Origin of the sequence: Pseudoalteromonas rubra (assembly GCF_001482385.1) — a bacterium.
Classification (GTDB): domain Bacteria; phylum Pseudomonadota; class Gammaproteobacteria; order Enterobacterales; family Alteromonadaceae; genus Pseudoalteromonas; species Pseudoalteromonas ardens.
The window spans coordinates 1529001-1552846 of record NZ_CP013611.1 but is presented as its reverse complement, the minus strand read 5'-3'; the positions used below and the strand labels follow the sequence as shown (position 1 = coordinate 1552846).

The window sequence follows — 23846 nt, the reverse complement described above, 5'->3', positions numbered from 1 at the left end:
CAGGGCAGCCATTAGTTGGCTACCACATTGAACAGTTTACCTGGTACGTAGATTTTCTTACGTATGGTTTTACCCTCGGTAAACTTCAGCACGTTTTCGTCGGCAAATGCCAGTGCTTCAATTTGCTCCTGGGTTGCGTCTGCCGCCACAGTCAGCTTAGTACGCAGTTTACCGTTGACCTGTACCACGATCAGTTTCTCGTCTTCTACCAGGGCTGCGGCGTCAACCTGAGGCCAGCGTGCATCCAGAATGTCGCCTTGCTTACCAAGTTGTTCCCACAGCTCGTGTGACAGGTGAGGTGTGATAGGGGCCAGCATGATGATCATGGCTTCGAGTGCTTCGTTGGCCAGTGCAATGTCCTGGGCGTCTTTTAGTGGTGCTTTGGCCAACTTATTTGACAGCTCCATGATGGCAGCAATGGCGGTGTTGAAAGTCTGACGGCGCTCAACATCATCCGTAACTTTAGCAATTGCTTTGTGGATCTCACGACGCAATGTCTTTTGCGCACTGCTCAGTGCGTTCAGATCCAGCTCAGCTGTGCCTGCGGCTTTAACGTCTACGGCAAATTTCCAGACCCGGCGCAAGAAGCGATGTGCACCTTCTACACCTGAGTCAGACCATTCCAGCGTCTGCTCTGGTGGTGCCGTGAACATCATAAACAAGCGCACGGTATCGGCACCGTATTGCTTGATAACGATTTGCGGGTCGATACCATTGTTCTTTGACTTGGACATCTTGCTCATGCCCGCAGAGAATACCGGCTCACCATCGTCTTTATGCCAGGCTTTAGTGATGCGGCCTTTGTCGTCGGTCTCGGTTTCTACGTCGGTTGGAGAAATCCAGATGTCACCGCCTTTTTCATCTTTGCGGTAGTAAGTTTCAGCCAATACCATGCCCTGACACAGCAGACGCTCGAATGGCTCACTTGAATTTACCAGACCAAAATCACGCAATAGTTTGTGGAAGAAGCGCGCATATAACAGGTGCAGGATCGCGTGCTCAATACCGCCAATGTATTGGTTTACGGGCAGCCAGTAGTTAGCTGCGCCGGGCTCCAACATGCCTTCGTCGTAACGTGGGCTACAGTAGCGCGCGTAGTACCAGGATGACTCCATAAAGGTGTCAAAGGTATCCGTTTCGTGGAATACCTGCTCACCATTAACGGTTGCCTTGGCCCACTCAGGGTCTGATTTAATCGGTGAAGTCACACCGTCCATCACTACGTCTTCTGGCAGACGCACTGGCAGCATGTCTTCACTGGCAGCCAGTTCGCTGCCATCAGCTTTATTCAGCATTGGGATTGGTGAACCCCAGTAACGCTGACGGCTCACACCCCAGTCACGCAGACGGAAGTTCACTTTGCGCTTACCTGCATTCATACCTTCCAGCTTTTCAGCGATGGCATTGAAGGCTTCTTCAAAGCTCAGACCATCGAACTCGCCAGAGTTGATCAACACGCCTTTTTCGGTAAACGCGGCTTCACTTAATTCCGCTTGCAGGTCGCTGTCGGCAGCCGGGGCAATTACTTGTTTGATTTCCAGGCCGTAGGCGCTGGCAAATTCGTAGTCGCGCTGATCGTGACCTGGTACGGCCATTACGGCACCTGAGCCGTAATCCATCAGAACAAAGTTAGCAACCCAGATAGGGACTTGCTTACCGGTGAGCGGGTGGATAGCGTAGAAACCGGTCGCGATGCCTTTTTTATCCATGGTGGCCATGTCGGCTTCAGCAACTTTGGTATTTTTGCATTCTTCAACAAACGCGGCGATATCAGCGTTGTTTTGCGCTGCTTCCTGGGCAATCGGGTGTCCGGCAGCCACAGCAACGTATGTCACGCCCATAAAGGTATCTGGGCGTGTGGTGTAAACGGTGAACTGCTCATTGTTGTCGGCGCGTTTAAAGTCAATTTCCAGACCTTCAGAGCGACCGATCCAGTTGCGCTGCATGGTTTTTACTTGCTCAGGCCAGTGTTCAAGCTGGTCAAGATCGTCCAGTAGTTCCTGCGCATAGTCGGTGATTTTAATAAACCACTGTGGAATTTCTTTTTGCTCAACGATGGCACCTGAACGCCAGCCGCGACCATCGATAACCTGCTCGTTGGCCAGTACTGTCTGGTCAACCGGGTCCCAGTTTACCGTTGACATTTTTTTGTAAACTAAGCCTTTTTCGTACAGTTTTGTGAAGAACCATTGTTCCCACTTGTAGTAGTCCGGGTGACAGGTAGCGATTTCACGATCCCAGTCATAACCGAAGCCAAGCAACTTTAATTGATTACGCATGTAATCAATGTTCTCGTAAGTCCACTTAGCTGGTGCCGTGTTGTTCTTGATGGCGGCATTTTCCGCAGGCAGGCCGAATGCGTCCCAACCCATAGGTTGCATCACATTTTTGCCCTGGAGTCGTTGGAAACGCGAGACCACATCACCGATGGTGTAGTTACGAACGTGACCCATGTGGAGACGACCACTTGGGTAAGGGAACATGGACAGACAGTAGTATTTTTCTTTTGATTCGTCTTCAACAACTTTGAAGCTGTTATTTTGTTCCCAATGGGACTGAACTTTAGGTTCGATTTCTTGCGGGTTGTATTGCTCTTGCATTGACGTTTCCAGACTTCTTGCAAACTAATTAGAAAATTGCCGATAGCATACCCGAAAAAACGCGCTGATCACAGCGCTTCAAAGCGGAATTATGAGCGCAAATTAGTGCAGTGATGGTGATTTGTTTCAGGACTGTGACGTTAGCTGAACTATACTGACTAGTAGACACTGAAAATAGGCTGCGAAATAGCGTGAGTCGGGAGGCAAACATGGCGGATTACAAGCGCTGGCTGGATGACTTTTCATTATGGCTGAAAGACGTTAAAGAGCACGAGCTAAAAAAATTGCTCAGGGAGTTTATGGATGCCCAGGAGGCGGTTAAGCAGCTGTCAAAAGACAAGCTGGCGGATTATCGTTATTTTCTCAAGCGTGACCTGGCGCATCTGAGCGAACACAAAGACCATTACGATGATGTGGCCTGGGAAGAGCTTAAAGCCAGCGTAATGTATGAATTGGCCCAATTGGAAGATCGAACTCAGCTCGAATGGCAGGCATTAGTGCAGGACTTTCAACACGATGGCATTTACAAACAAGGGGAATGGATAGCATTGGGGCAATTAGTGTGTAAAAATTGCGGCCATAAAACGAATGTCTATTATGCGTTGGAAATTCCGTCGTGCAGCGAATGTGGGCACGGTGAGTTTGCTCGTAAGGCACTTACCCCTTAATCACAGCCCCGCACGCGGATGTCGTGCGGCCGGCCAAGAGAAAGAAGTTAGGAATGACGAAAACCATTAAGCCTTTGAGCAGCGAACAGCTGGCTCCCAGTGTGTCTTTGCCACACATCTCCACGTGCATGCAAAACCCCTATCCGGATCCTTTACCTTTTATCGGTCAGAATCGGGCGCAAAGTGCGCTGGATTTTGCCCTGGGTATGGAGCTGCCCGGCTACAACGTGTTTGTCATGGGCGAAGCGGCGACGGGTCGATTCACTATGGTGAAGGATAAACTCGAAGCACATTGTAAAACTCGCCCGACCCCCAAAGAGTGGTTGTATGTCAATAATTACGACGACCACAGAGAGCCCATTGCCTTGTTTATGCAGGCAGGTGAAAGCAAGGTACTGGCTGACGACATTGATTCTTTCCTTGATGAAGTTGTGGATACGTTTCCGGCAGCATTTGATAACCCAGGTTATCAGCGCAAGAAAAAGTCGCTCGACAGGGACTTTGACAACAAATATAACGCGGCCCTGAGTGCGGTAGAAGAACTGGCCGCAAAGAAAAGCGTCGCGATGATGGAAGAAAAAGGGGTGGTGAGTTTTGCCCCTGTGGTAGATGGTAAAGCGCTTGATGATGCCGAATTTATGGCACTGGAAGAGGCGGTTCAGGAACACTTTTTCGATGCCATTGAAAAGCTCGAAGATTGCCTGATTGAGGCTTTGATTGAGCTACCGCGCTGGAAGCGGGAATCGTCTGAAAAGCTCCGAGAGCTAAAGAAAACCACCATTGAGCTGGCGACCAAACCTCTGCTGAAGGCGCTGGAGCACAAGTATGCCAGCCACATTGGCGTGATCCGCTACCTTAAAGACTTGCGGGTAGAAATTGTCGATGCCGTGCTCGACTGGCTCGATGACGACAGTTCGTCAGAAGAGAGTAAAGACGATTTTGACGCCAAGGGCATGTTGAGCGACTTCTTCGCACCTAATATTCTGGTGGAGTTTAAAGAAGGGCAGGCCGCGCCTGTGGTATATGAGCCCAACCCGACCTTTGGCAACATTTTTGGCAAAATTGAGTATGCCAACGCCCATGGTACTTTGATCACCAGTTATCGCTCTATTCAGCCGGGTGCGTTGCACCGCGCCAACGGCGGTTACCTGATCATGGACGCTGACAAAGTGCTGGCCAATGCGCAGGTCTGGGATGGACTTAAACTGTCTTTAAAAACGCACCAGATTAAAAATGATTTGCCCTATCAGGACAGCTCGGTGGGGAGCAGCTTTACCCTGAAACCTCAGTTGATCCCGCTGGATGTGAAGATCATCCTGCTGGGCTCGCGTGATTTGTATTACACCATTGGTGAGTACGATGAAGAATTTGGTGAATTGTTTCGGGTACTGGCCGATTTTGACTACTATCTGCCGGATAGTGACCGACTTCAGTATCAGTTTGTCACTAAGGTGCAGGAGTACTGTGAACAGACTCTGAAGTGCGCGTTAACCGGTGAGGCGCTGGCGCGTTTATTGAAGTTTAGTTATCGTCAGGCTGAGCATCAGAACAAGCTGTCGGCGCGGTTTGCGGACGTGCTGGAGCTGGTGGCAGAGGCAAGCTACTACGCCAAACAGGACGGGCTTAGCGAAATCGATGCGCCACATATCGATGAAGCTATTGTCGGCAAACAGTATCGCACCGGTCAGTTGAGTGAGAATATGCTCAGCGACATTGAAGAGGGTCATACGCTCATCGCCACAGATGGTGAGGCCGTGGGTAAAGTGAACGGCCTGACGGTGCTGCACATTGGCGATACGGCTTTTGGTACACCAGCACGTATTACCGCAACTGTGTATGCAGGTGCTGATGGGGTGATAGACGTTGAGCGTGAAGCGGAGCTGGGCAAGTCAATCCACTCTAAAGGGGTAATGTTGCTGACCGGTTACCTGGGTAACAAGTACGCGCAGAGCTTTAGCCTGACACTCAGTGCTAATATTGCCATTGAACAAAGTTATGGCTTTATTGACGGCGACAGTGCGTCTCTGGCCGAGCTATGTGGCTTACTGTCTGCCATTACTCAGCTGCCAATTGATCAGTCTCTGGCTCTGACGGGGTCGATTAACCAGCATGGTGAGGTGCAAGCCGTTGGCGGGGTAAATGAAAAGATCGAAGGCTTCTTTAAGCTGTGTAAAATGCGTGGTCTGACCGGGCGTCAGGGCGTGATCATTCCTCGTTCCAACCTGATCAACCTGGTACTGGATGACGAAGTGCTGACTGCAGCGCAGCAAGGCCGGTTCCATATTTTCGCGGTCGCGACAGTCGACGAGGCACTGTCTTTGCTGATGCAACGTGAAGCGGGAGTGTTGGTGAATGGCCAGTATCCGGAACAAAGTATCAATGCATTGGCACTGGCCCGCCTTGCGCAAATTGCCGACGTGGTGAATGGCGATGATAAAGACGCAGAGAGCGACCCGTCAACCGAACAAGAAAAAGATCATTCATAATTTAGGTAGTCACTATGTCAACAACCAATATTGTTCTCGTCCTGGTCATCGTCGTGCTGGGATGGCTCATTTTTAAAAACGGTAAACAGCAAAAACAGGCGGCAGCAGGTAATCGTATTGAAGCCGCTGAGTTTTTGGCGCAAAACGGCCAAAAGCCGGGGGTCACGACCACTCAATCAGGCCTGCAATATGAAGTAATGAGCAAAGGGGACGGGAATGTTCACCCTGGCCCGGCAGATAAAGTGACCGTGCATTATCATGGTACTTTGCTGGATGGTTCCGTGTTTGACAGCTCAGTGGTGCGCGGAGAGTCAATTAGCTTTGGTCTGAATCAGGTGATAGCGGGCTGGACAGAGGGCGTTCAGTTAATGACTGTGGGTGATAAGTACCGTTTCTTCATCGGACCTGATCTTGGTTATGGTGACAGAGCTGCCGGGAAAATAGCACCGGGGTCACTGCTGATTTTTGAAGTTGAGTTGCTTGCTATTGAATAATAAAATGTCCCTTTATCCAATACCATAAGTAAATAGGGACTTTAAGATGAAAGCATTGAAAGTGTGCACATTCGCATTATTTAGCGGACTTTTGAGCCAACCGGCAGCGATGGCATGGGACAGTACCATAGACACCACAATATCGAAGGTTACTTCAACGTATGATGGAGGCTTTTATATTGAAACACCGGCTAACTTGTGTACCTCCACAGATGATGGAAGGGCTCGAAAAGTGGCTAGTATATCTGCGCAAACCAAAATAAACGGTAAATCAGCGAGTGAGCTGGGAGTCAGCTCTCTGTTATCACTGTCCCTGACAGCGTTAGCTGCCAATAAACCAGTACGCGTTTATGTGAATAATGGTGGGTGGGCATGTGTACTAGGTGCCATTAAAATTCATAAATAAAAAAATGCGTGGGCCGCAGCGGCTCACGCATTTTTTACAGTATTACGCCCAGCCGTCGTAGCGCTTACGTCGCGACAATACCAGGGTTAATATCACGCCAATCAGAATGCCCGCAATGGCAATACCGCCACCATAGCTCAATAGCATATGTTGTTCTGTTTGTGCTTTGTTTTTACTTGCCTCTACCTGAGCTTCAAGTGCCTGCTCTAATTCAGCGATGTTGTTTTTCAGCGCCTCATTATCTTGTTGTAGCTGCAGATTAGCTTGCTCCAGTTGTGGGATTTGGCTTTGTAATGTATTGAGTTCATTGCTGCTATCGCTGAGTGCCAGGTTGGCACTGTCGAGTCGTTGGCGCAACCCCGGCTCGGATGTAACGAATTGGCTTTCTACCCACCCTTCGCGTGCTTTGTCATCCCTGATCTGAATGAAGTTGTCTTGCTCTGCATTGAGGATGGTGATTGGGCTTCCCGCTTCAACAGAGCCCAAAATGCGATAATTCTTGCCCGGTCCGGTGTGCATGAATAAGTATAAATCGTCGACAATATAGCCATTATTGTCAGTTGCTGACTGCGCCTCTGTGGGGTCATTTTGCAGCTCGGTTTGCTCCGCCATTGCGCTCAATGAGAGCACAGACAGCAGCAGCGGCAAAGCGATATTTTTCAGCATTTGCAGGCCTTAAATATTGATATCGTTATAAAGTTAACAAAATAGTAGGGATTTCCCGGCGCAAAGGCAAGGGGCAGGTATTGCAGGAAAATAGTGAGCCGTTGGTTTTTAGGTCCCTTATGAGGGTGTTTACGGTGAAGATAGATGTACAGGTTTACACCTGTAATTGACGAAACCGGTTGGGATTGGTGGTGATAATGCGCTAATAATTACTAAAAGGTTTGCAAAGTGCGGACCCTTTGTATATTTTGAAGGTTCGAATATTACATAGGTAAATCACACCCCTGATGGACACTGAGATAGAACTGAAATTTTTGGTTTCAGACAATGAAGTTCCGCTGATCCCAGCCCTTATTACCCAGTTTGCTAAAAAAGTCAGCAACAAGCCCGCTAAAAATCTGAAAAATGCCTACTTCGATACCCCCAGCCGGGAGTTACGTGCATTAGACATAGGTTTACGCACTCGCTGCAACGATGACGACTGCGAGCAGACGATTAAGCTTGCGGGAGAAGTGGTTGGTGGGTTGCATCAGCGTCCAGAATACAATCTACCCATTCAGGGCAGTCGACCTGATATTCATGCTTTTGACAGCAACATTTGGCCTATGGGTGTGCAGCTGGAGTCAATCGCCAGCAATTTGTTTCCGATCTTTAGTACCAACTTTATTCGCCGTACCTGGCTGATTGAAACTGAAGCTGGTAGTGAGATTGAGGTGGTACTGGACAAAGGCGAGATCAGTGCACAGGGCGCTGTTGAGCCTATCTCTGAGCTCGAAATTGAATTGATTGACGGCGACAGAGATGATTTATTTCTGCTGGCCGATCATTTGTTACAGCATATTGGGCTCAGACTCGGATTATACTCCAAGGCGGCAAGAGGCTACCGTATCGCCGATGATAAACCGCTCAAGGCAAATAAAACCCTGGGGGTGATTAAGCTGCCTCGAGGCTGCTCACAAGAGCAAGCGCTGGTCGCAACCCTAAACCATGGTATTCAGTTTGTTCAGAAGCACGAGCAGTGCTATCTGGATGCGCCGAGTCTCAAAACGCTGAAGCGTGTCATTGATGGCGTCAGTCTGATCCGCCATGCATTCTGGTTGTTTGAGGAATTTGTTGATAAGTCATCAACAGAATCGTTGCGCAAAGAACTGAAGTGGCTATTGTCAGAGCTCGGTTGGGTGGAAAATGCCATTCACCTTAAAACTTATACTTCAAAGCGACATGCCTATTACAAGCGGATCTCCAATGCCCCTGAGTTGGCTCAGGTCATTGCCGATATGAAAGATGTACAGCCAACCGTAACAGACATAGAAGATCTGTTCCACTGTTCCCGGTACAATCGTTTGATCCTGGCACTGACTCGCTGGTTGCTGGATAAATCGTGGCGTAAAAACTGGGACCAGAACGCTATCACGGCTGCGCAAAGTCCGGTCGAGACATTGGCCAAGCGCGCCTACGACCATGACTGGAACAAGTTAACGACGCTTTATCCGGCTGATCGGACAATGACAGTGAAAGAGTACCTGGAATGCCGTCAGCCGCTGGAAAACATGCTGTTAAGTGGTCACTGCCTGGGGAAATTATACGACAAAGAAACCCGTCAGGCGTTCAGAGCCCCGTGGGTTGATATTGTCTATGGTATTTATGAGTTAGAAACGCTGTTTTATCTTCGCAAGTTGTGTGAAGGCCAGCCCAATGAGGCATTGCAGGATATTCTGGTGTGGCTGCAACAAAAGGCCGATTTTCTGGTCAGTGCGATGGAGCAAAGCCGTCAGGCTTCATTAAACAGTGAACCCTACTGGTAATACACTTCGCCTGGCATGTCACGGCATGCTGCTGTGGCTGGTCTGCTTTGCGGCTTCTGGCCACAGTGCACAGCGCCAGGCACACTGGCAACCCTGGTATCACTCCTCTTTGTTTTCTATCAACTATCAGAAGCCACCCGATCACCCTTTGAGGATCCGTGTCACCGGAAAATGGTCGGGCGTCAGTGCAAAATCGGTGATCAACCTGCTCCACGATACCACCCGCGTTTCTGAATGGGTTAAGTACGTCAGCGCGGTCACAATTTTGTCTCGTCCTGCGCCAAATCAGACGCTGGTTTTGACCCACTTTGATTTGCCCTGGCCACTGCGCAAGCGGGATATGGTGACGCATGCTTGTTTATTGCAAAAGTCCTCTGCCAGTTATGTGCTCAAGATACGTTCAGTCGATGAGTACCCGCCTGAGCCGGGAGTGACCCGCATTGAACCTGTCATAGTGCAATGGGTTCTGACGGAACGAGACAATGCCGTTGCGATAGACTACCAGATCTCGGCAGATATTCAGGGCGATGCGCCGCAGTGGTTTGTCGACAAAGTGGCGCTGCGCAATACACGCATGTCGTTTAACGCACTGCATGCTTTGTTACCGGGGCCGATACACAACGCAGAGAGCTGGGCCATTACGCCTGCAAATACCTGCCCGTTCGAATGATCATCACTCAATCATCGTCTACACTAAAATCAAACTAGCCTGACTTGTTTGCTGTTATGCTTAATATCGATGAAAAAACGCTGGCGGAGTTACGCTCCGGTTTTAATCTGCCTGCAAAGCCTGAGGTTCTGGAACACATTCAGAATGAACTCAATAGTGAAGAGCCTGAGTTAAATCGCGTTGCGGACATCATTTCACAAGATGTCGCAACATCGGCCGCGGTGCTAAAAGTGATTAATTCTCCGGCCTATGGGATGTCCAGGACGGTGTCTGACATTAAACAGGCGGTGATGTTTCTGGGGCTCAATAGCATCACACAGATTGTTACCGGGTACTTATTGAAAGAAGCGTTCGATCAGAGTCTTTGCTGTATTTCCTTAGAGCGCTTCTGGGACAATGCCATTGATATTTCTCAGATAGCCATGCTAATTGGTAAACGGGTGCGCGCGAACGTCCCTATTGAGAACTTGCAGTTGCTAGGTTTGTTTCATGATGCCGGAATACCGGCCATGGCGATGCGTTATGACAACTACAAAGAGGTTATGACACGCGCCATTCAGCGGCCCGAATATACTCTGGCGCACTATGAGGAGGAGCTGTATCCGACCAATCACGCAGTGGTGGGTTACTATCTTGCGAGCTCCTGGAATATTCCCAAATCCATGTGTCAGATTATCTTACGCCATCATGATCCGCAGTACCTGGAAGAAGCGCGTGATGAGAGCGAACAACAGGCCTTTGCTATTCTTAAACTGGCAGAAAACCTCGCGTTCGAAGGTAAGTATTTTCGCAATTGTGCCGACTGGCATGCATTTAAAGATAAAATAATGATTGTCTTAAATATTCATGATGATGATTATGTGGATATTAAAGAAGATATTGAAGAGTTTCTGATTTCTGGGAATTAATTATTTCGAATTGCAAAACAAAAGGCGCCCTAAGGCGCCTTATCTGTAAATCTGAGTTTACAATTATAGACCAGCAGCTGCTTTAAGCGCTTCTGCTTTGTCTGTTGCTTCCCACGGGAATTCATTACGGCCGAAGTGACCGTATGCCGCAGTTGGCTGATAGATTGGACGTTCAAGGTCCAGCATAGTGATCAGGCCATAAGGGCGCAGGTCGAAGTGATCGCGGATCAATTCGATCAGACGTGCTTCTTCTAGTTTACCTGTGCCGAAGGTTTCAACACTGATAGACGTTGGCTCAGCAACACCAATTGCGTAAGACACCTGGATTTCACATTTGTCCGCAAGGCCTGCTGCGACAATGTTCTTAGCAACATAACGTGCTGCGTAAGCGGCTGAACGGTCAACTTTTGATGGATCTTTACCTGAGAATGCACCACCACCGTGACGTGCCATACCACCGTATGTATCTACGATGATTTTACGACCAGTCAGACCACAGTCACCCATTGGACCACCGATAACGAAACGGCCAGTTGGGTTGATGAAGAACTTAGTTGCTTCAGTGATAAGCTCAGCGGGTAGTACTGGCTTGATGATGGTTTCCATCACCGCTTCAACCAGATCATCCTGAGAAACTGAATCACAGTGCTGCGTTGACAGAACAACCGCGTCAATGCCCACTGCTTTGCCGTTTTCATAGGCAAATGTTACCTGTGATTTAGCGTCTGGACGCAACCAAGGCAGAGTACCATCTTTACGCACCTGTGCCTGACGTTGAACCAGACGGTGTGAGTAAGTGATTGGTGCCGGCATTAATACGTCAGTTTCGTTACAGGCATAACCAAACATTAGACCCTGGTCACCCGCACCTTGCTCTTCAGGACGAGTACGGTCAACACCCTGGTTGATGTCTGGTGATTGTTTACCAATGGTGTTCAGAATTGCACACGAGTCGGCGTCAAAACCCATATCTGAATGAGTGTAGCCAATTTCGCGTACCGTTTTACGCGTTAATTCTTCAATATCAACCCAGGCGCTAGTGGTGATTTCACCACCGACCATCACCATGCCGGTTTTTACGTAAGTTTCACACGCAACACGTGCTTTTGGATCTTGCTCAAGGATAGCATCTAGTACCGCATCAGAGATCTGATCGGCGATTTTATCCGGATGACCCTCAGAAACAGATTCAGAAGTAAATAAATGTTTTGCCATTGTATTTATGCTCACAAATATTGCGCTTCACAAACAACAGGAATAGCGCGAAAAAATCAGAGCGACATATTATCGAAAACCCGCTCGGCTGCATAGCTTTTTTACGCCTAGACGTCTAATTTTAAACCTTTGCGAAAAACGCAGTAAAAAAGTCCCCAATGACGCTAAGATTTCATTGATTTTTAATTGCAGTGGTTACCCTAATAGGTAAGAATGGGGACCAATTTTCTAATCGAGTTACCTGCATTTCGGCGTGTCATGCATTGAATTGCCACATATTAAGGTAAACGTGACAACGTCGCCACACGGGTATATTAGGTACAGATTTGCCACTCAAATGACAAAAAAAGTAGGAGACTTCATGCCATCTCGCAAAGAACTTGCAAATGCCATACGCGTTCTGTCCATGGACGCAGTTCAAAAGGCCAAATCCGGTCACCCGGGTGCCCCTATGGGTATGGCCGATATCGCAGAGGTATTGTGGCGCGATTATTTAAAGCACAACCCAAATAACCCAGATTGGGTCGATCGTGACCGCTTTGTATTATCAAATGGCCATGGCTCCATGCTCATTTATTCTCTGTTGCATTTGTCTGGTTATGATCTGTCGATCGATGAACTGAAAAACTTCCGCCAAATGCATTCCAAAACTCCAGGCCACCCTGAGTATGGTTATGCTCCAGGTATCGAAACCACGACTGGACCACTGGGCCAGGGTATCACCAATGCGGTAGGTATGGCGATTGCCGAAAAAGCACTGGCAGCACAGTTTAACCGTGATGAATACGACATCGTGAATCACTACACGTATGCCTTTTTGGGCGATGGCTGTTTGATGGAAGGTATTTCGCACGAGGCGTGTTCTTTGGCTGGTACTCTGGGCCTGGGCAAGCTCATCGCATTTTGGGATGACAACGGCATCTCTATTGACGGTGAAGTGGAAGGCTGGTTTAGCGACGATACACCAAAGCGTTTCGAAGCATATGGCTGGCATGTGATTGCAGATGTAGACGGTCATGACAGTGAGGCGATCACGGCTGCTATTGAAGCGGCGCGCGCTGAATCAGATAAGCCAACCCTGATCTGCTGCAAGACAGTCATTGGTTACGGCTCACCAAACAAGTCGGGTAGCCATGATTGTCACGGTGCACCTCTGGGGGATGACGAGATTAAAGCGGCTCGCGAATTCCTGGGCTGGGAGCACGAAGCGTTTGACATTCCTGAGTCTGTTTACGCAAAGTGGGATGCTGCGGCGCACGGTCAACAAATTCAGAGCGAATGGCTGGTTAAATTCACTGAGTACCAGATGCATTACCCTGAGCTGGCGGCAGAGTTTGAACGTCGCACCAAAGGTGAGTTACCTGTAGACTGGGCACAGAAAAGTGCAGAGTACATTGCACAGTTACAGGCTAATCCAGCCAATCCGGCAACTCGTAAAGCGTCACAAAATGCATTGAATGCGTTTGGTCCATTGCTACCTGAATTTATGGGTGGTTCTGCGGACCTGGCGGGTTCAAACCTGACGTTATGGGAAGGCTCTAAAGGTCTAACCGCTGACGATGCGTCAGGCAACTACATCTTCTATGGTGTACGTGAATTCGGCATGTCAGCCATCATGAATGGTATTGCACTGCACAAAGGCTTCATTCCTTATGGTGCGACCTTCCTGATGTTTATGGAATATGCGCGTAACGCAGTTCGTATGGCTGCATTGATGAAACAACCGAGCATTTTCGTTTACACCCATGATTCAATCGGTCTTGGCGAAGATGGCCCTACACACCAGCCGGTCGAGCAGCTTGCGAGCATGCGTATGACTCCAAACCTGATTAACTGGCGTCCGTGTGACCAGGTTGAATCTGCGGTTGCCTGGCAGCAAGCTATTGAACGTAAGGATGGTCCTACGTCACTGGTATTTACCCGTCAGGGGCTTGAGCAACAGGCGCGTAGCGACGAGCAGGTAGCAGCCATTAAGCAAGGTGGCTATGTACTGAGTTGTGATGGTGAGCCAGAGCTTATTCTGATTGCAACTGGTTCAGAAGTTCAGCTGGCTGTAGAAGCGGCTGCACAGCTTCGCGACAGTGGTAAGCGTGTACGTGTTGTATCTATGCCATCTACCGATGCGTTCGATGCACAATCTGCTGAGTACAAAGAGTCAGTATTGCCAGCTGCCGTGACACGTCGTGTTGCGATTGAAGCAGGTATAGAAGACTACTGGTATAAGTATGTAGGCCTGAATGGCGCAGTAGTAGGCATGAGCACTTTTGGTGAGTCAGCGCCTGCGGCTGAGCTGTTCAAGCACTTTGGCTTTACGGTTGAGAATGTGGTTGCTAAGGCGAATGCCTTGTTCAATTAAGCTCAAACGCTAATATTGAAAAAGCCGTTTAAGGAAACTTAAGCGGCTTTTTTGTGCCTGGTGAAAGATCTGGATAACGGTTCACATGATGGCTGACAGTCTTTTTATCATCTAGAGTGATTGCGTGTCAGGATATGTGACAGTACCCATCCTGGGAGGTGCTAAACAATCTAAGAGTCATTTTGCTGAAAAAATTTACACGGGTATTGGGAATATTTTTGGCACCTCTCATGCCTGTGCTCGTAGTCAAGGCGGCCATTCACAGTTATGAGAAAAGCCATGGCTATGGATCAACTTACAATGAAGGTAATCGAGCGTTTTCAATCTTGCGCTTAGGGTGGAGAGTTTACGCTGGGCTGGCTGTACAGCACTGGACAAAGACCTGTGGTGAGAGATGAAGTCAGCGCGAGAGTGTAACCAAACCATTGGTACAAAAGGGCGATAATTAGGCTGCTGTAGTTTAGTCATACTGGTTAACTGATACTGTCATTTCCGGAGTGCTCCTCGTTAATCTATGTAGGTGTCTGAGCCACAGATAACCGCTAATCCATTATTCAAACTACGCTCACGACAGGCCTCGCAGGCTTGGGACTTATATTCAGTGCTGAAGAACCAGTTACTTCCAGGTATATTTCTGAGTAACACATTTACTTATGTCGATAGATATGCTGTGAGCAATTTAATCTTGTAGGTAGTGCCCATTGGGAGAGTGAAACAGTGGTCTTACCTTTGTTATATTTAAATTATAAATAAAAGATATATTTTTAATTTTTTTCTGTTTTTATTTTGATTGTGATTTTCTGTTAATAATTCCTGCCTTTAACTTTGTTAAATTATTAAATGTGGAAATAGTAATTGAGAACTCGCGCGATAAATGGATAATGCGCTCGAATTTAACGAAAAAGGAGTTGCTTCTCATTATTAAGAAGTAATTATATAAAATAATTATGAAGTTTTTTAAATTTTTATTTTTTCTGTCTGCGTTAGTTAGCAACATGGTTGCTGCCTTCGAACTAAAAACGCACATGTATGTTGGTAAAGAGGTCATCAATGACTTACGTGACCATAAAGTATCAATCCCCCCTTATGGTGACTTTGCTGTAAATAAAGATTTAGCAAGTGCTATTCTGGCAAATCAAAACTTGTACTTACTGGGTACAAATGGTCCCGATGTTTTACCTGACTTTATTGGCGGACAAGTCACTGTTCATGCAGGCACCGGTTGGAATAGTAACCAGTGGTTAACCTATTTGTCGACAAAGCCAGATGGCATATCTTCCTCCGAATGGAGCGCGTTTTATTCAGGGTATTTAAGCCATGCCGCCAGCGATGTGTTTGCCCATACTTATGTTAACTCTTACGCGGGTGATGCGTTTGATCTGGGTGACTCTGATGCATTTGCTGTAGAGATAAGACATAAATTACTAGAAATGTATATTTCTAAGTATCAACCTTACAGCTTACAGGCAAGCAGTGTGCTTAATGTGTCGTCCAATCAAATAAAGGCAATTAAAGAGAAATTGCTGGATAACGATGGTGTGTCAGCTCAATATAAAAAGTCAACGTTTTCAAAACACCTTCAAAGTATGAAAGCATTTGAAGATGAAGCGGCTGAGCAAGCTAAGCCTCTTGGTATTTTAAAACGGACACTAGAGAGTTGGATCAATATCTCGAAGCAGCGGCAAAAATATTACAATGATCTGATTGCCGCGTATGAAAAGGGGGGCGCCGAGCGCGAAGAGCAGCAAAGAAATATCTCAAGACTTGAAGAAGAAATAAAAGAACTTAACCGGGGGAACATAGGTAACTATGTGGTATGTGAACTCTTACCATTCTCTCCATCTGCTTTTTGTCCTTCTTTCGATGACCCATTTAGGAATTGTAAGGATGCTGATGAATATCGTAAAGAGCAGGAAAGGAAAGGGTTGTGTTTGTGGAGTGACGATCATGCAAGACGTATAGTTGATGAATTAAAAAAGAAAGAGGACGAATTAGCACGATTAAAATCTGAACTTAAATCTATCTGGGACAGTAATCCTGAGCTTAAAAAAACAGCTAAGGCGCTGGGTATCAAAGAACTGTCAAAGAATGAAGCTGTACAGGCACTTGCTTTGGTTACGACCGCATTAGCCCTTGGCTATGAGTTAGATGTAAAAGCAATTGCGTTGGATGCCGCCTATTCACAGTTTTTTAAGTATTCAGTAGAAAAAGCAGGTGAGGCATACATTAGCGCTAATATCAGTACGGCAAAACTAATCGCGGATGGTAAAAATTATACAGTTAGTGCTAAGCCAATTACAGAATGGCTGGCTTGTTACGGTCCTATTTATACGGGCGATCCAATAGGAACTGTTACTCCTCACATGTGTGATGCGGCTAAGAAGCTTAAAAATTTACAGAGCCAATTATCAGAATCTCTAAAAGACCTAGCTAAAGACCATAATGGTTTGGCAAGTATTTACTCTCAGTATAATCAGATAAAAAAGGATATTAACGCGTTATCTGAAAGGATTGGTAAGCATGTCGTTAAAGAAATTCTCAATGACGATCAGGAAAAAATGCTTCGCTGGATTAGCAATCCGCCTTCCGATGATGTGATTAATAATGCTTTCAAAATGGATGGATTAAATAAGAAGCTACTTCTAATTCCAGATGTTTCTGAAAGAATAAAAGGGGACATGCATTTAAAAAATGGGAAATTCAGTCCTCAAGAGTTTGCGCCTGTTTACAACGCAATTCAGCTCTCTAAGTTAGCACTGTTAGGTAAAAGTGAGCTTAATCGTCTCGCCCGTAAAGCTGGGGTTGATATTCGCCATGTTCCAAATAGTAATATTATGCTTGGTTGGATAGCGTCTTTAGACGGTAATCATGCTTGGATGGAAAGATCGCCGAAGTTGCCTAGACAGCATGGTCATGAGGATCAAAAGCGAGACTATGAACGTCAGTATAGCGTGAGGCCATTCTATTTTTGGGGTGCGGAAGCGGCCAGAGATCAAATTTTCTTAAGAATATTTAAGGGTCCGTTGGCGCCTGGTTTAGTTGCGGCAGATACAATTGGTGAGAGCAATATCCTGCCTGATTACTATAAAATAAGAAATTGCCATGAAAGCGCATTTCAGTTGGACCAGACACACTTTGAGCGATGTTTACCCATTGCAGCCTGGTTAATACCAATACTTTCTGTAATAAACTAACCAAAGTAAAAGTGAGGATATAGATCCAGTTAGTGATGGCTATGCTTAACCTGACTGGGTCTATTGCTGGGCTTCACCTCGCTTTCACCTCAATGATACTGTCTACATGCAGGTGGTGTAATTCGGAGTCACGAAATTAGTGAGGTGGCTGAATTAGTGTAATCAGACTGCCTTGCAAGTTGTCGCCTCTTTGTGCTTACAGGAATCGCAGAGGCATTTGGGCTGGCAATGACTGCATGGAGCATCTAGACATATCTTATCGCCAGGTTGATAAGATAGACTGCCATATACCAGGCATTTTGTTGTTAAAACCGATAGCCTAAATTAAAGTTTGCAGTAGACTTTGACTGGCTTCTGTTAAACCAATCGGCGTGATGTTGAGTGACCTCAAGCGTACCAAATAGGTTGCGTGTGAAAGTATACTCAAGCGCTAGACTGACACCGTAGTTTTTACCATCACTGTTGATGGGGTCCGTTTTACATTTTGTTTTGCAAGTGCTGGAGTTTGGGATGTAATAACGACCGTCAATGTCCAATGTCGCCGTCCTGATAGAACACGCTACCATATAGCAAAAGCTCCGGGGTCAGGCGATAGCCACTAATCAACGCCACATCGATGGCGTTTTTATCAAATTCCCAGTGAGCGTTATTATACGCGGTACCGCCGATATAATTGCCTGCTTCAACTCCAGAGTCATCACCACTGACATAGCTGATACTCACGGCATGGGAGACATCGCCGCTGCTGGCCTCTTCTCTGCTTTTGCCGTAAAACTGGTATTTCAGACTGTATTTTCCTTCTCCTCCGGCTGCCCAGCCTAATTCGAAACCGTTGCCCAAAGACAGCTCTGCTGCAGCGCGTAAATGCGAATCATCAGTCACGTATTCGGTGGTGTTCAGCGGGATGACATTAAGGGTATCTGTGCTCAAAGACAGACTGAGGTGAAAAGGGGATTTATTTACCTCCGGGCTTGCAAAACGCGCTGTGCTATTGACAGATTCAGGGCTGGAGTAGCAGCCACCCAGTAAAGTAGAAAGTGCAATTAGAGACAGTGTTTTTTTCATTATTTTTACTCCGTTAAAAACCGCGTAAGTGTGCAGGATTGTCCCCTAAATTAAAACTGTTGACGGAGTGGTTACGATGGGCCTGTATGTCCTGATCAGAAAAGCACTATTTATCTTAAGTAAAAAATTGGTATAAATGTTGTCTAGATTGCAACAGAAAGGCCCGCTCACTGAGCGGGCCTTTGACATTACTCATTAACAGATATCAGACTCTGAACTGGTCAACAGACAGTCTCAGCTCTTCGGCTAGCTTAGCCACTTCTGAGCTCGAAATCGATGTCTGGTTCGCGCCTTCAGCCGTTTGTTCGGCGATGGTCACAATGGATTCAAGACGTTCACTGATCTCCTGAGAGACTTGTTGCTGTTCATTGGCCGCGTTGGCAATTTCTTCACTCACGTCATGTGCACGAGACACGGCGTCCGTGATTGAATTCAGTGCCTCATTGGCCACATCGCTTTGATGGACACAAGACTCAGCTTGCTGCTGGCCTTTCGACATCGCGCTGACGGCCTCTTCTGCACCACTTTGCAGCGACTCGATCATCGCCTGGATCTCTTGAGTCGACTCCTGTGTTTTGCTGGCCAGGGAGCGCACTTCGTCGGCAACAACCGCAAATCCACGACCCTGTTCACCAGCACGAGCTGCTTCTATGGCGGCATTCAGGGCAAGAAGGTTAGTTTGTTCTGCAATACCGCGGATCACATCCAGGATGCCACCAATCGCTGAACTGTCCTGATGTAGCTTGTTGATTACTTCAGACACCGCTTCGACTTCATGAGCCAGCTGTTCAATGGTGTGCTTGTTATCCTGAGAAATGCCCTTAACGCGCTCGGCCTCTTTATCGGCATTTTTGATTTCCTGCAATGCCTGATGGGCACTGTTGCTCACGCCATGGGCTGTACTGCTCATCTCAGTGGTTGCCGTCGCGGCCTGTTCAACCTGAGACTGCTGGCTCTTAATTGCCTGGCTGGACTCAATGGTAATGGCTGAGGTCTCTTCAGAGGCAGCAGCAAGCTGAGTTGAGCGTGACACGATACCGGTGATCAACTCTCGTAAGCTGGCTATGAGGCTGTTACAGCTGCGCGCCAGCTCACCAAACTCATCTTTTGCTGAGTCATCCAGTGTCTGGGTCATGTCGCCACGAGCGACGATATTTAAGACGCGATTAACTTCAGACAATGGCTTAGTAATACGACTGACAGTCAGGTATGCGATGACAATTGCCAACAAGGCAGCCATGATCATACCTACCCAGGTCCACATATTTGCAGAGGTAACGTCTGCGCGTACTTCATCCTGAATATCAAACGCCAGTTGTTTTGACTGTGCGACCAGTTCACCAAGCTGTTTCAGGGCGGTATTGGTGGTCGCTTCTGCGGTGTCTAACTCTGTACGAGTTGTTTGTCGTGCCGCGATTAGCTGACCCACATTGCTGGAAATGCTATTAGAACCCTTTAGCTGAGTTAACAGGTCATCATAGTATTGTTGTAAGTCGTCTACCAATGTGCTGTCTAGCTGCGCCACTGTAGCTGTCATTAAAGACATATTGCGTTCCAGCTCTTCCAAAACATAGGCCTGTTCCTTTTCAACGATGTCCAGCGTGTTGCGCTCTTTGATAGTCATCATATCTGTACTGGTTGTCACAGCAGAACTAAACAGGTTTTCTAATTTTGTTGCTGCCTGATAGGCGCGATTGTCACTATCCTGTAAGCCGTCTAAATCAAGGATATCCAGCACCACTGTCGTGGCATCCTCAGCGGCCATTTCTGTGTCTTCAAGTTGTTGTTTAAGTGTCTTTACCAACATCAGTTCGCGGGCCTTGTTACTCAACAAGTCCTGCACAGAGGTCGAAAATTGGTTGAAGCTTGATTCGACCTGGCGTTTGCTTTGTGCCAGACCAGGGTCTTGATCAACCACAGCACCTAACTCAGAAAAGGTTTTATTGAACGCCTGCTGACGGCCATTGAATTTTGCCTTGAGTGAGTTCAGTTCGTCTGGTGATTGCGTGAAGTAACTCCCCTGGGCGAGCTTACTCATCTGAGTGAACTCAATTTGTAACGCAGCACTGCTGTCCAGAGCGGGCAATGAAAGCGAATTAACCAGTCTTGTGGAATTATCTATATTGGCGATCCTTAGCAGCGAGTTTCCTCCGATCATCAACAGGAGTAGAGTGATTATGATAAAACCACCCCAGATACGTTGGCTTACAGTCAAATTCATACGGGTACCATCAAATTAAAGCTGAATGAATGCTTATCGGATTTATTGCGCGATAGTTAAGTATTTTATAGCAGATGTGAATTCAAAATTCAGTAAAATCGGCTGAGAAACAGTTAATTGCTCGAAATTTGCTCATTTGCGTCTAAATCAAGCAGGGTCATCGGTCCTCCCCACACACATCCTGTATCTAAAGCAGTGACATTGGGGACTTTTGTGATCCCTTGCAAGGCAGCCCAGTGCCCAAAAAGGTAACGATTGGTGTCATTTTGGAAGCGCGGATGAGTAAACCAGGGACGTAATTCGCCGGCATCATCGAGTGTGCCTTTATTGTCAAAATCGAGATGCCACTGCGTAGTCAGGAAGCGCATCCGGGTAAATACATTGACTATGGTATTAAAGCGGCTTTGTTCATCAGTATCAAGTAGCAGACGAGGCTCTTTACCGTACATCGCGGGTAGAAACTGGCTAGCCTCATCGCCTTGGTATTTTTGTTGAGCCCAGCGGCCCAAAGACAGGGCTTGTTCTATCTCCCAATCAGGGTGAATACCGGCATGAGAAATAAAAGTGCGATAGTTATCAAGATACACACACAATGGCTGACGGCGCAAAAAGGTCAGGTAATCTGGTAATTGCGGGTGCTGGTATAGGGCGTCGAGTTTGTCCTTAGGGTTGGGCGTTTTGCCAAGCAATACATTGCAGATAAGGTGCAAGTCGTGATTGCCGAGGGTGATAGTGACGCAATCCTGATGGCGAAACACAAAGTCGAGACAGCCGAGTGAATCTGGACCCCGGGCTACAATATCGCCTACCAGATAAAGGTGGTCACGGGCTGGGGTGAAGGCAACTTCCTGCAACAGCTGCTTTAACGGTGTAAAGCAGCCTTGCAGATCGCCGACCACATAGTTGGCCATTAGTGCAGGATATCCGGACGGCTCAGTCTGAAGACCTGGATTGGAGCGCGAAATTCAGTGCCAAATTCATTACGCATCACATAGTAGCCTTCCATTGTGCCAACTGGCGTATCTAATACTGCACCGCTGGTGTATTGGTAGCTTTCTCCCGGACGAATAGTCGGCTGCTCACCAACGACGCCATCACCTTCGACTTCGGTTTCTTTACCGTTGGCGTCGGTTATCAGCCAATAGCGGCTTTCCAGCTTGGCATTACACAAGCTGTGATTTTTAATGGTGATGGTATAGGCAAAGACATATTTGTCTTTTTCTGGCTGAGATTGGCCTTCAACATAGAAGGCTTCTACAGATACTTTGATCGGTGAGCCGATCTCACTCTTTGTTGTCATAGATCCAGTTTGCTATCTCAATAAATTGCGAAAGGGAAATATTTTCAGCACGTAAACCCGGGTCGATCCCAAGGTTACTCAGTTGCTCGGCAGTCATCAGGTTCGACAAACTGTTGCGCAATGTTTTACGTCTTTGGTTAAAAGCCTCAAGACACACAGTATTAAGCACTTTGGTGCTCTTAGCACTGCGCTGTTGCGCATCTTTGGGGATCAATCTCACAACCGCAGAGTCAACTTTGGGTGCTGGCTTAAAGCACGTAGGAGGAACCTGGATCACTGGAATGGCATGGCAATAGTATTGTGTCATGACACTTAAGCGGCCGTAGGCTTTACTGCCTGGTCCCGCGACCATACGGTTTACCACCTCTTTTTGCAGCATGAAATGCATGTGCTCAACCTGATCTGCAAATTCAAATAAATGAAACAGCAGGGGCGTAGAGACGTTATAGGGCAGGTTACCAAAAATCTTGAGCTTTTCGTCGCCTTTCAGGAGCGTAGAAAAGTCAAACTTCATAGCGTCGCCCTGATGTACCGTGAGCTTTGGTCCCATAAAAGGGTGGTGGATCAGGCGTTCTGCCAGATCGCGATCCAGTTCCACAACAGTTAGCTGGTCACTCAGCTCTACCACGGGCTCAGTGATGGCACCTAAACCTGGACCTATCTCTACCAGATTGTCTCCGGGCTTGGGATCGATAGCCGTCACAATCTTATCGATGATGTTGCTGTCGTTAAGGAAGTTTTGGCCGAAGCGTTTACGGGCTCGGTGGCCCAAATGTACTTTATCTGTCATGAACTCTGTGTTTTCTCGGTGGCGAGCTTAATTGCTTCGCGGATCGCTAATTCGAAACTACCGACTTCTGCGTTGCCACTGGCGGCGAGATCGAGTGCCGTGCCATGGTCAACAGAAGTGCGGATGAAGGGCAATCCGAGTGTAATATTTACCGAATTGCCAAATCCTTTGTATTTTAACACAGGTAAACCCTGATCGTGATACATTGCCAATACGGCATCGGTATTTTCGAGATATTTCGCCTGAAATAGAGTGTCGGCGGGGAGTGGGCCAACAAAATGCATGCCCTGTGCATTGAGCTCGGCCAACACCGGCTCTATGGTATCAATTTCTTCATTGCCCAGATGACCACCTTCACCAGCATGTGGATTTAGCCCGCATACCAGGACATTTGGCTGCTCTATACCAAACTTGGTTTGCAAGTCTTGATAAAGAATATGTGCTACTTTCGTGAGCCGCTCGTGGGTAATGGCTTTAGACACGTAAGCCAACGGAATATGTGTTGTGACCAGCGCCACACGGAGCCCTTCGGTGGCCAGCATCATCACCACATCGGGGGTGTTGGACTGCTGCGCAAAATATTCAGTGTGACCACTGAAGGAAATACCAGCACGGTTAATAATCCCTTTGTGCACGGGCCCTGTCACGACGGCGTCGAATGTGCCGTCCATATTTTTTTCAGAGGCGATACGTAAGGTATCTAAGACGTACTGACCGTTGCGCTCGTCCAGCTCACCTGCTTTGACGTCACAACCGCGCTCTACCTGAAGGTAATAAATACTGCCAGGTGGTGCAGCCGCAGCGGGTGCATCAGGGTCAAATGGGATGAGCTTAATAGATGTATTCAGCTCCCTGGCACGCTGTAGCATGATGTCTTTATCCACAACCGCGACCAGCTGTGCTGGCCAGTCGTGTTGTGCAAGTTTGATGACCAAATCAGGCCCTATCCCTGCCGGTTCGCCGGGGGTGATTGCGATTCTTAAACTCATCTTAGTTCTTCTA

At 47.5% G+C, this 23846-nt stretch carries 18 protein-coding genes; 9 read left to right on the top strand and 9 right to left on the bottom strand.

The annotated features are described in order from the left end of the window. Positions 1-11: 11 nt before the first annotated feature. Positions 12-2600: a leucine--tRNA ligase gene (gene leuS / locus AT705_RS06855; protein ID WP_058796027.1), complete on the bottom strand. Its 2589-nt coding sequence runs from the start codon at positions 2598-2600 to the stop codon at positions 12-14. Positions 2601-2809: 209 nt separating this feature from the next. Here leuS and AT705_RS06850 point away from each other — a divergent pair, with 209 nt between their 5' ends. Genes AT705_RS06850 through AT705_RS06835 form a run of 4 tightly spaced genes read left to right on the top strand, consistent with a single transcriptional unit; the run spans position 2810 to position 6654 of the window. Beyond that, a complete protein-coding gene (locus AT705_RS06850) occupies positions 2810-3268 on the top strand; it encodes a zinc ribbon-containing protein (protein WP_010382634.1) in 459 nt (152 codons plus the stop codon). Between the two features lie 53 nt (positions 3269-3321). Further along, positions 3322-5754, top strand: coding sequence for a Lon protease family protein (locus tag AT705_RS06845; RefSeq protein WP_058796026.1), 2433 nt, complete (start codon positions 3322-3324; stop codon positions 5752-5754). 14 nt (positions 5755-5768) lie between these two features. Further along, the gene (locus AT705_RS06840; protein WP_058796025.1) at positions 5769-6248 is read left to right on the top strand and encodes an FKBP-type peptidyl-prolyl cis-trans isomerase; all 480 of its coding nucleotides are present in this window, start codon (positions 5769-5771) and stop codon (positions 6246-6248) included. Between the two features lie 46 nt (positions 6249-6294). Beyond that, positions 6295-6654, top strand: a complete 360-nt coding sequence (locus AT705_RS06835) for a hypothetical protein (protein WP_058796024.1) — start codon at positions 6295-6297, stop codon at positions 6652-6654. A 42-nt stretch (positions 6655-6696) separates the two neighbouring features. On the opposite strand, the gene AT705_RS06830 is transcribed toward AT705_RS06835, so the two are convergent. Then, entirely contained in the window at positions 6697-7320 is a 624-nt protein-coding gene (locus tag AT705_RS06830) for a TIGR04211 family SH3 domain-containing protein (RefSeq protein WP_049864979.1), read from the bottom strand. Positions 7321-7607: 287 nt separating this feature from the next. Between AT705_RS06830 and AT705_RS06825 the strand changes: the two genes are divergently transcribed. From AT705_RS06825 to AT705_RS06815, 3 genes are read left to right on the top strand one after another with little or no spacing between them, the layout of a single operon-like run. After that, positions 7608-9125 carry a CYTH and CHAD domain-containing protein gene (locus AT705_RS06825; protein ID WP_058796023.1) on the top strand — a complete coding sequence of 506 codons (1518 nt, stop codon included), beginning with the start codon at positions 7608-7610 and terminating at the stop codon, positions 9123-9125. Then, the gene (locus AT705_RS06820; RefSeq protein WP_157576688.1) at positions 9109-9795 is read left to right on the top strand and encodes an START domain-containing protein; all 687 of its coding nucleotides are present in this window, start codon (positions 9109-9111) and stop codon (positions 9793-9795) included. The genes AT705_RS06825 and AT705_RS06820 overlap by 17 nt, the downstream gene beginning before the upstream one ends. 56 nt (positions 9796-9851) lie before the next feature. Next, positions 9852-10703, top strand: a complete 852-nt coding sequence (locus AT705_RS06815; RefSeq protein ID WP_058796021.1) for an HDOD domain-containing protein — start codon at positions 9852-9854, stop codon at positions 10701-10703. Positions 10704-10766: 63 nt separating this feature from the next. Here AT705_RS06815 and metK read toward each other — a convergent pair whose 3' ends face one another. After that, positions 10767-11918: a methionine adenosyltransferase gene (metK, locus tag AT705_RS06810; RefSeq protein WP_010382626.1), complete on the bottom strand. Its 1152-nt coding sequence runs from the start codon at positions 11916-11918 to the stop codon at positions 10767-10769. A 361-nt stretch (positions 11919-12279) separates the two neighbouring features. On the opposite strand from metK, the gene tkt reads away from it, so the two are divergent. Continuing rightward, positions 12280-14274, top strand: coding sequence for a transketolase (gene tkt, locus AT705_RS06805; RefSeq protein WP_058796020.1), 1995 nt, complete (start codon positions 12280-12282; stop codon positions 14272-14274). A gap of 947 nt (positions 14275-15221) precedes the next feature. Further along, positions 15222-17468: a zinc dependent phospholipase C family protein gene (locus AT705_RS06800; RefSeq protein ID WP_058796019.1), complete on the top strand. Its 2247-nt coding sequence runs from the start codon at positions 15222-15224 to the stop codon at positions 17466-17468. A gap of 525 nt (positions 17469-17993) precedes the next feature. On the opposite strand, the gene AT705_RS06790 is transcribed toward AT705_RS06800, so the two are convergent. From AT705_RS06790 to pdxA, 6 genes are all read right to left on the bottom strand, one after another. Then, positions 17994-18533 carry a hypothetical protein gene (locus tag AT705_RS06790; protein WP_058796017.1) on the bottom strand — a complete coding sequence of 180 codons (540 nt, stop codon included), beginning with the start codon at positions 18531-18533 and terminating at the stop codon, positions 17994-17996. 205 nt (positions 18534-18738) lie between these two features. Beyond that, positions 18739-20754, bottom strand: coding sequence for a methyl-accepting chemotaxis protein (locus AT705_RS06785; protein ID WP_058796016.1), 2016 nt, complete (start codon positions 20752-20754; stop codon positions 18739-18741). A gap of 113 nt (positions 20755-20867) precedes the next feature. Next, positions 20868-21665 carry a symmetrical bis(5'-nucleosyl)-tetraphosphatase gene (locus tag AT705_RS06780; protein ID WP_058796015.1) on the bottom strand — a complete coding sequence of 266 codons (798 nt, stop codon included), beginning with the start codon at positions 21663-21665 and terminating at the stop codon, positions 20868-20870. Next, positions 21665-22054, bottom strand: a complete 390-nt coding sequence (apaG, locus tag AT705_RS06775; RefSeq protein ID WP_010382612.1) for a Co2+/Mg2+ efflux protein ApaG — start codon at positions 22052-22054, stop codon at positions 21665-21667. Before apaG ends, AT705_RS06780 begins: the two co-directional genes overlap by 1 nt. Beyond that, complete coding sequence (rsmA, locus tag AT705_RS06770; protein ID WP_058796014.1) at positions 22038-22844, bottom strand: 16S rRNA (adenine(1518)-N(6)/adenine(1519)-N(6))-dimethyltransferase RsmA; 807 nt, start codon at positions 22842-22844, stop codon at positions 22038-22040. The genes apaG and rsmA overlap by 17 nt, the downstream gene beginning before the upstream one ends. Then, entirely contained in the window at positions 22841-23833 is a 993-nt protein-coding gene (gene pdxA, locus AT705_RS06765; RefSeq protein WP_058796013.1) for a 4-hydroxythreonine-4-phosphate dehydrogenase PdxA, read from the bottom strand. Before pdxA ends, rsmA begins: the two co-directional genes overlap by 4 nt. Between the last annotated feature and the right edge of the window lie 13 nt (positions 23834-23846).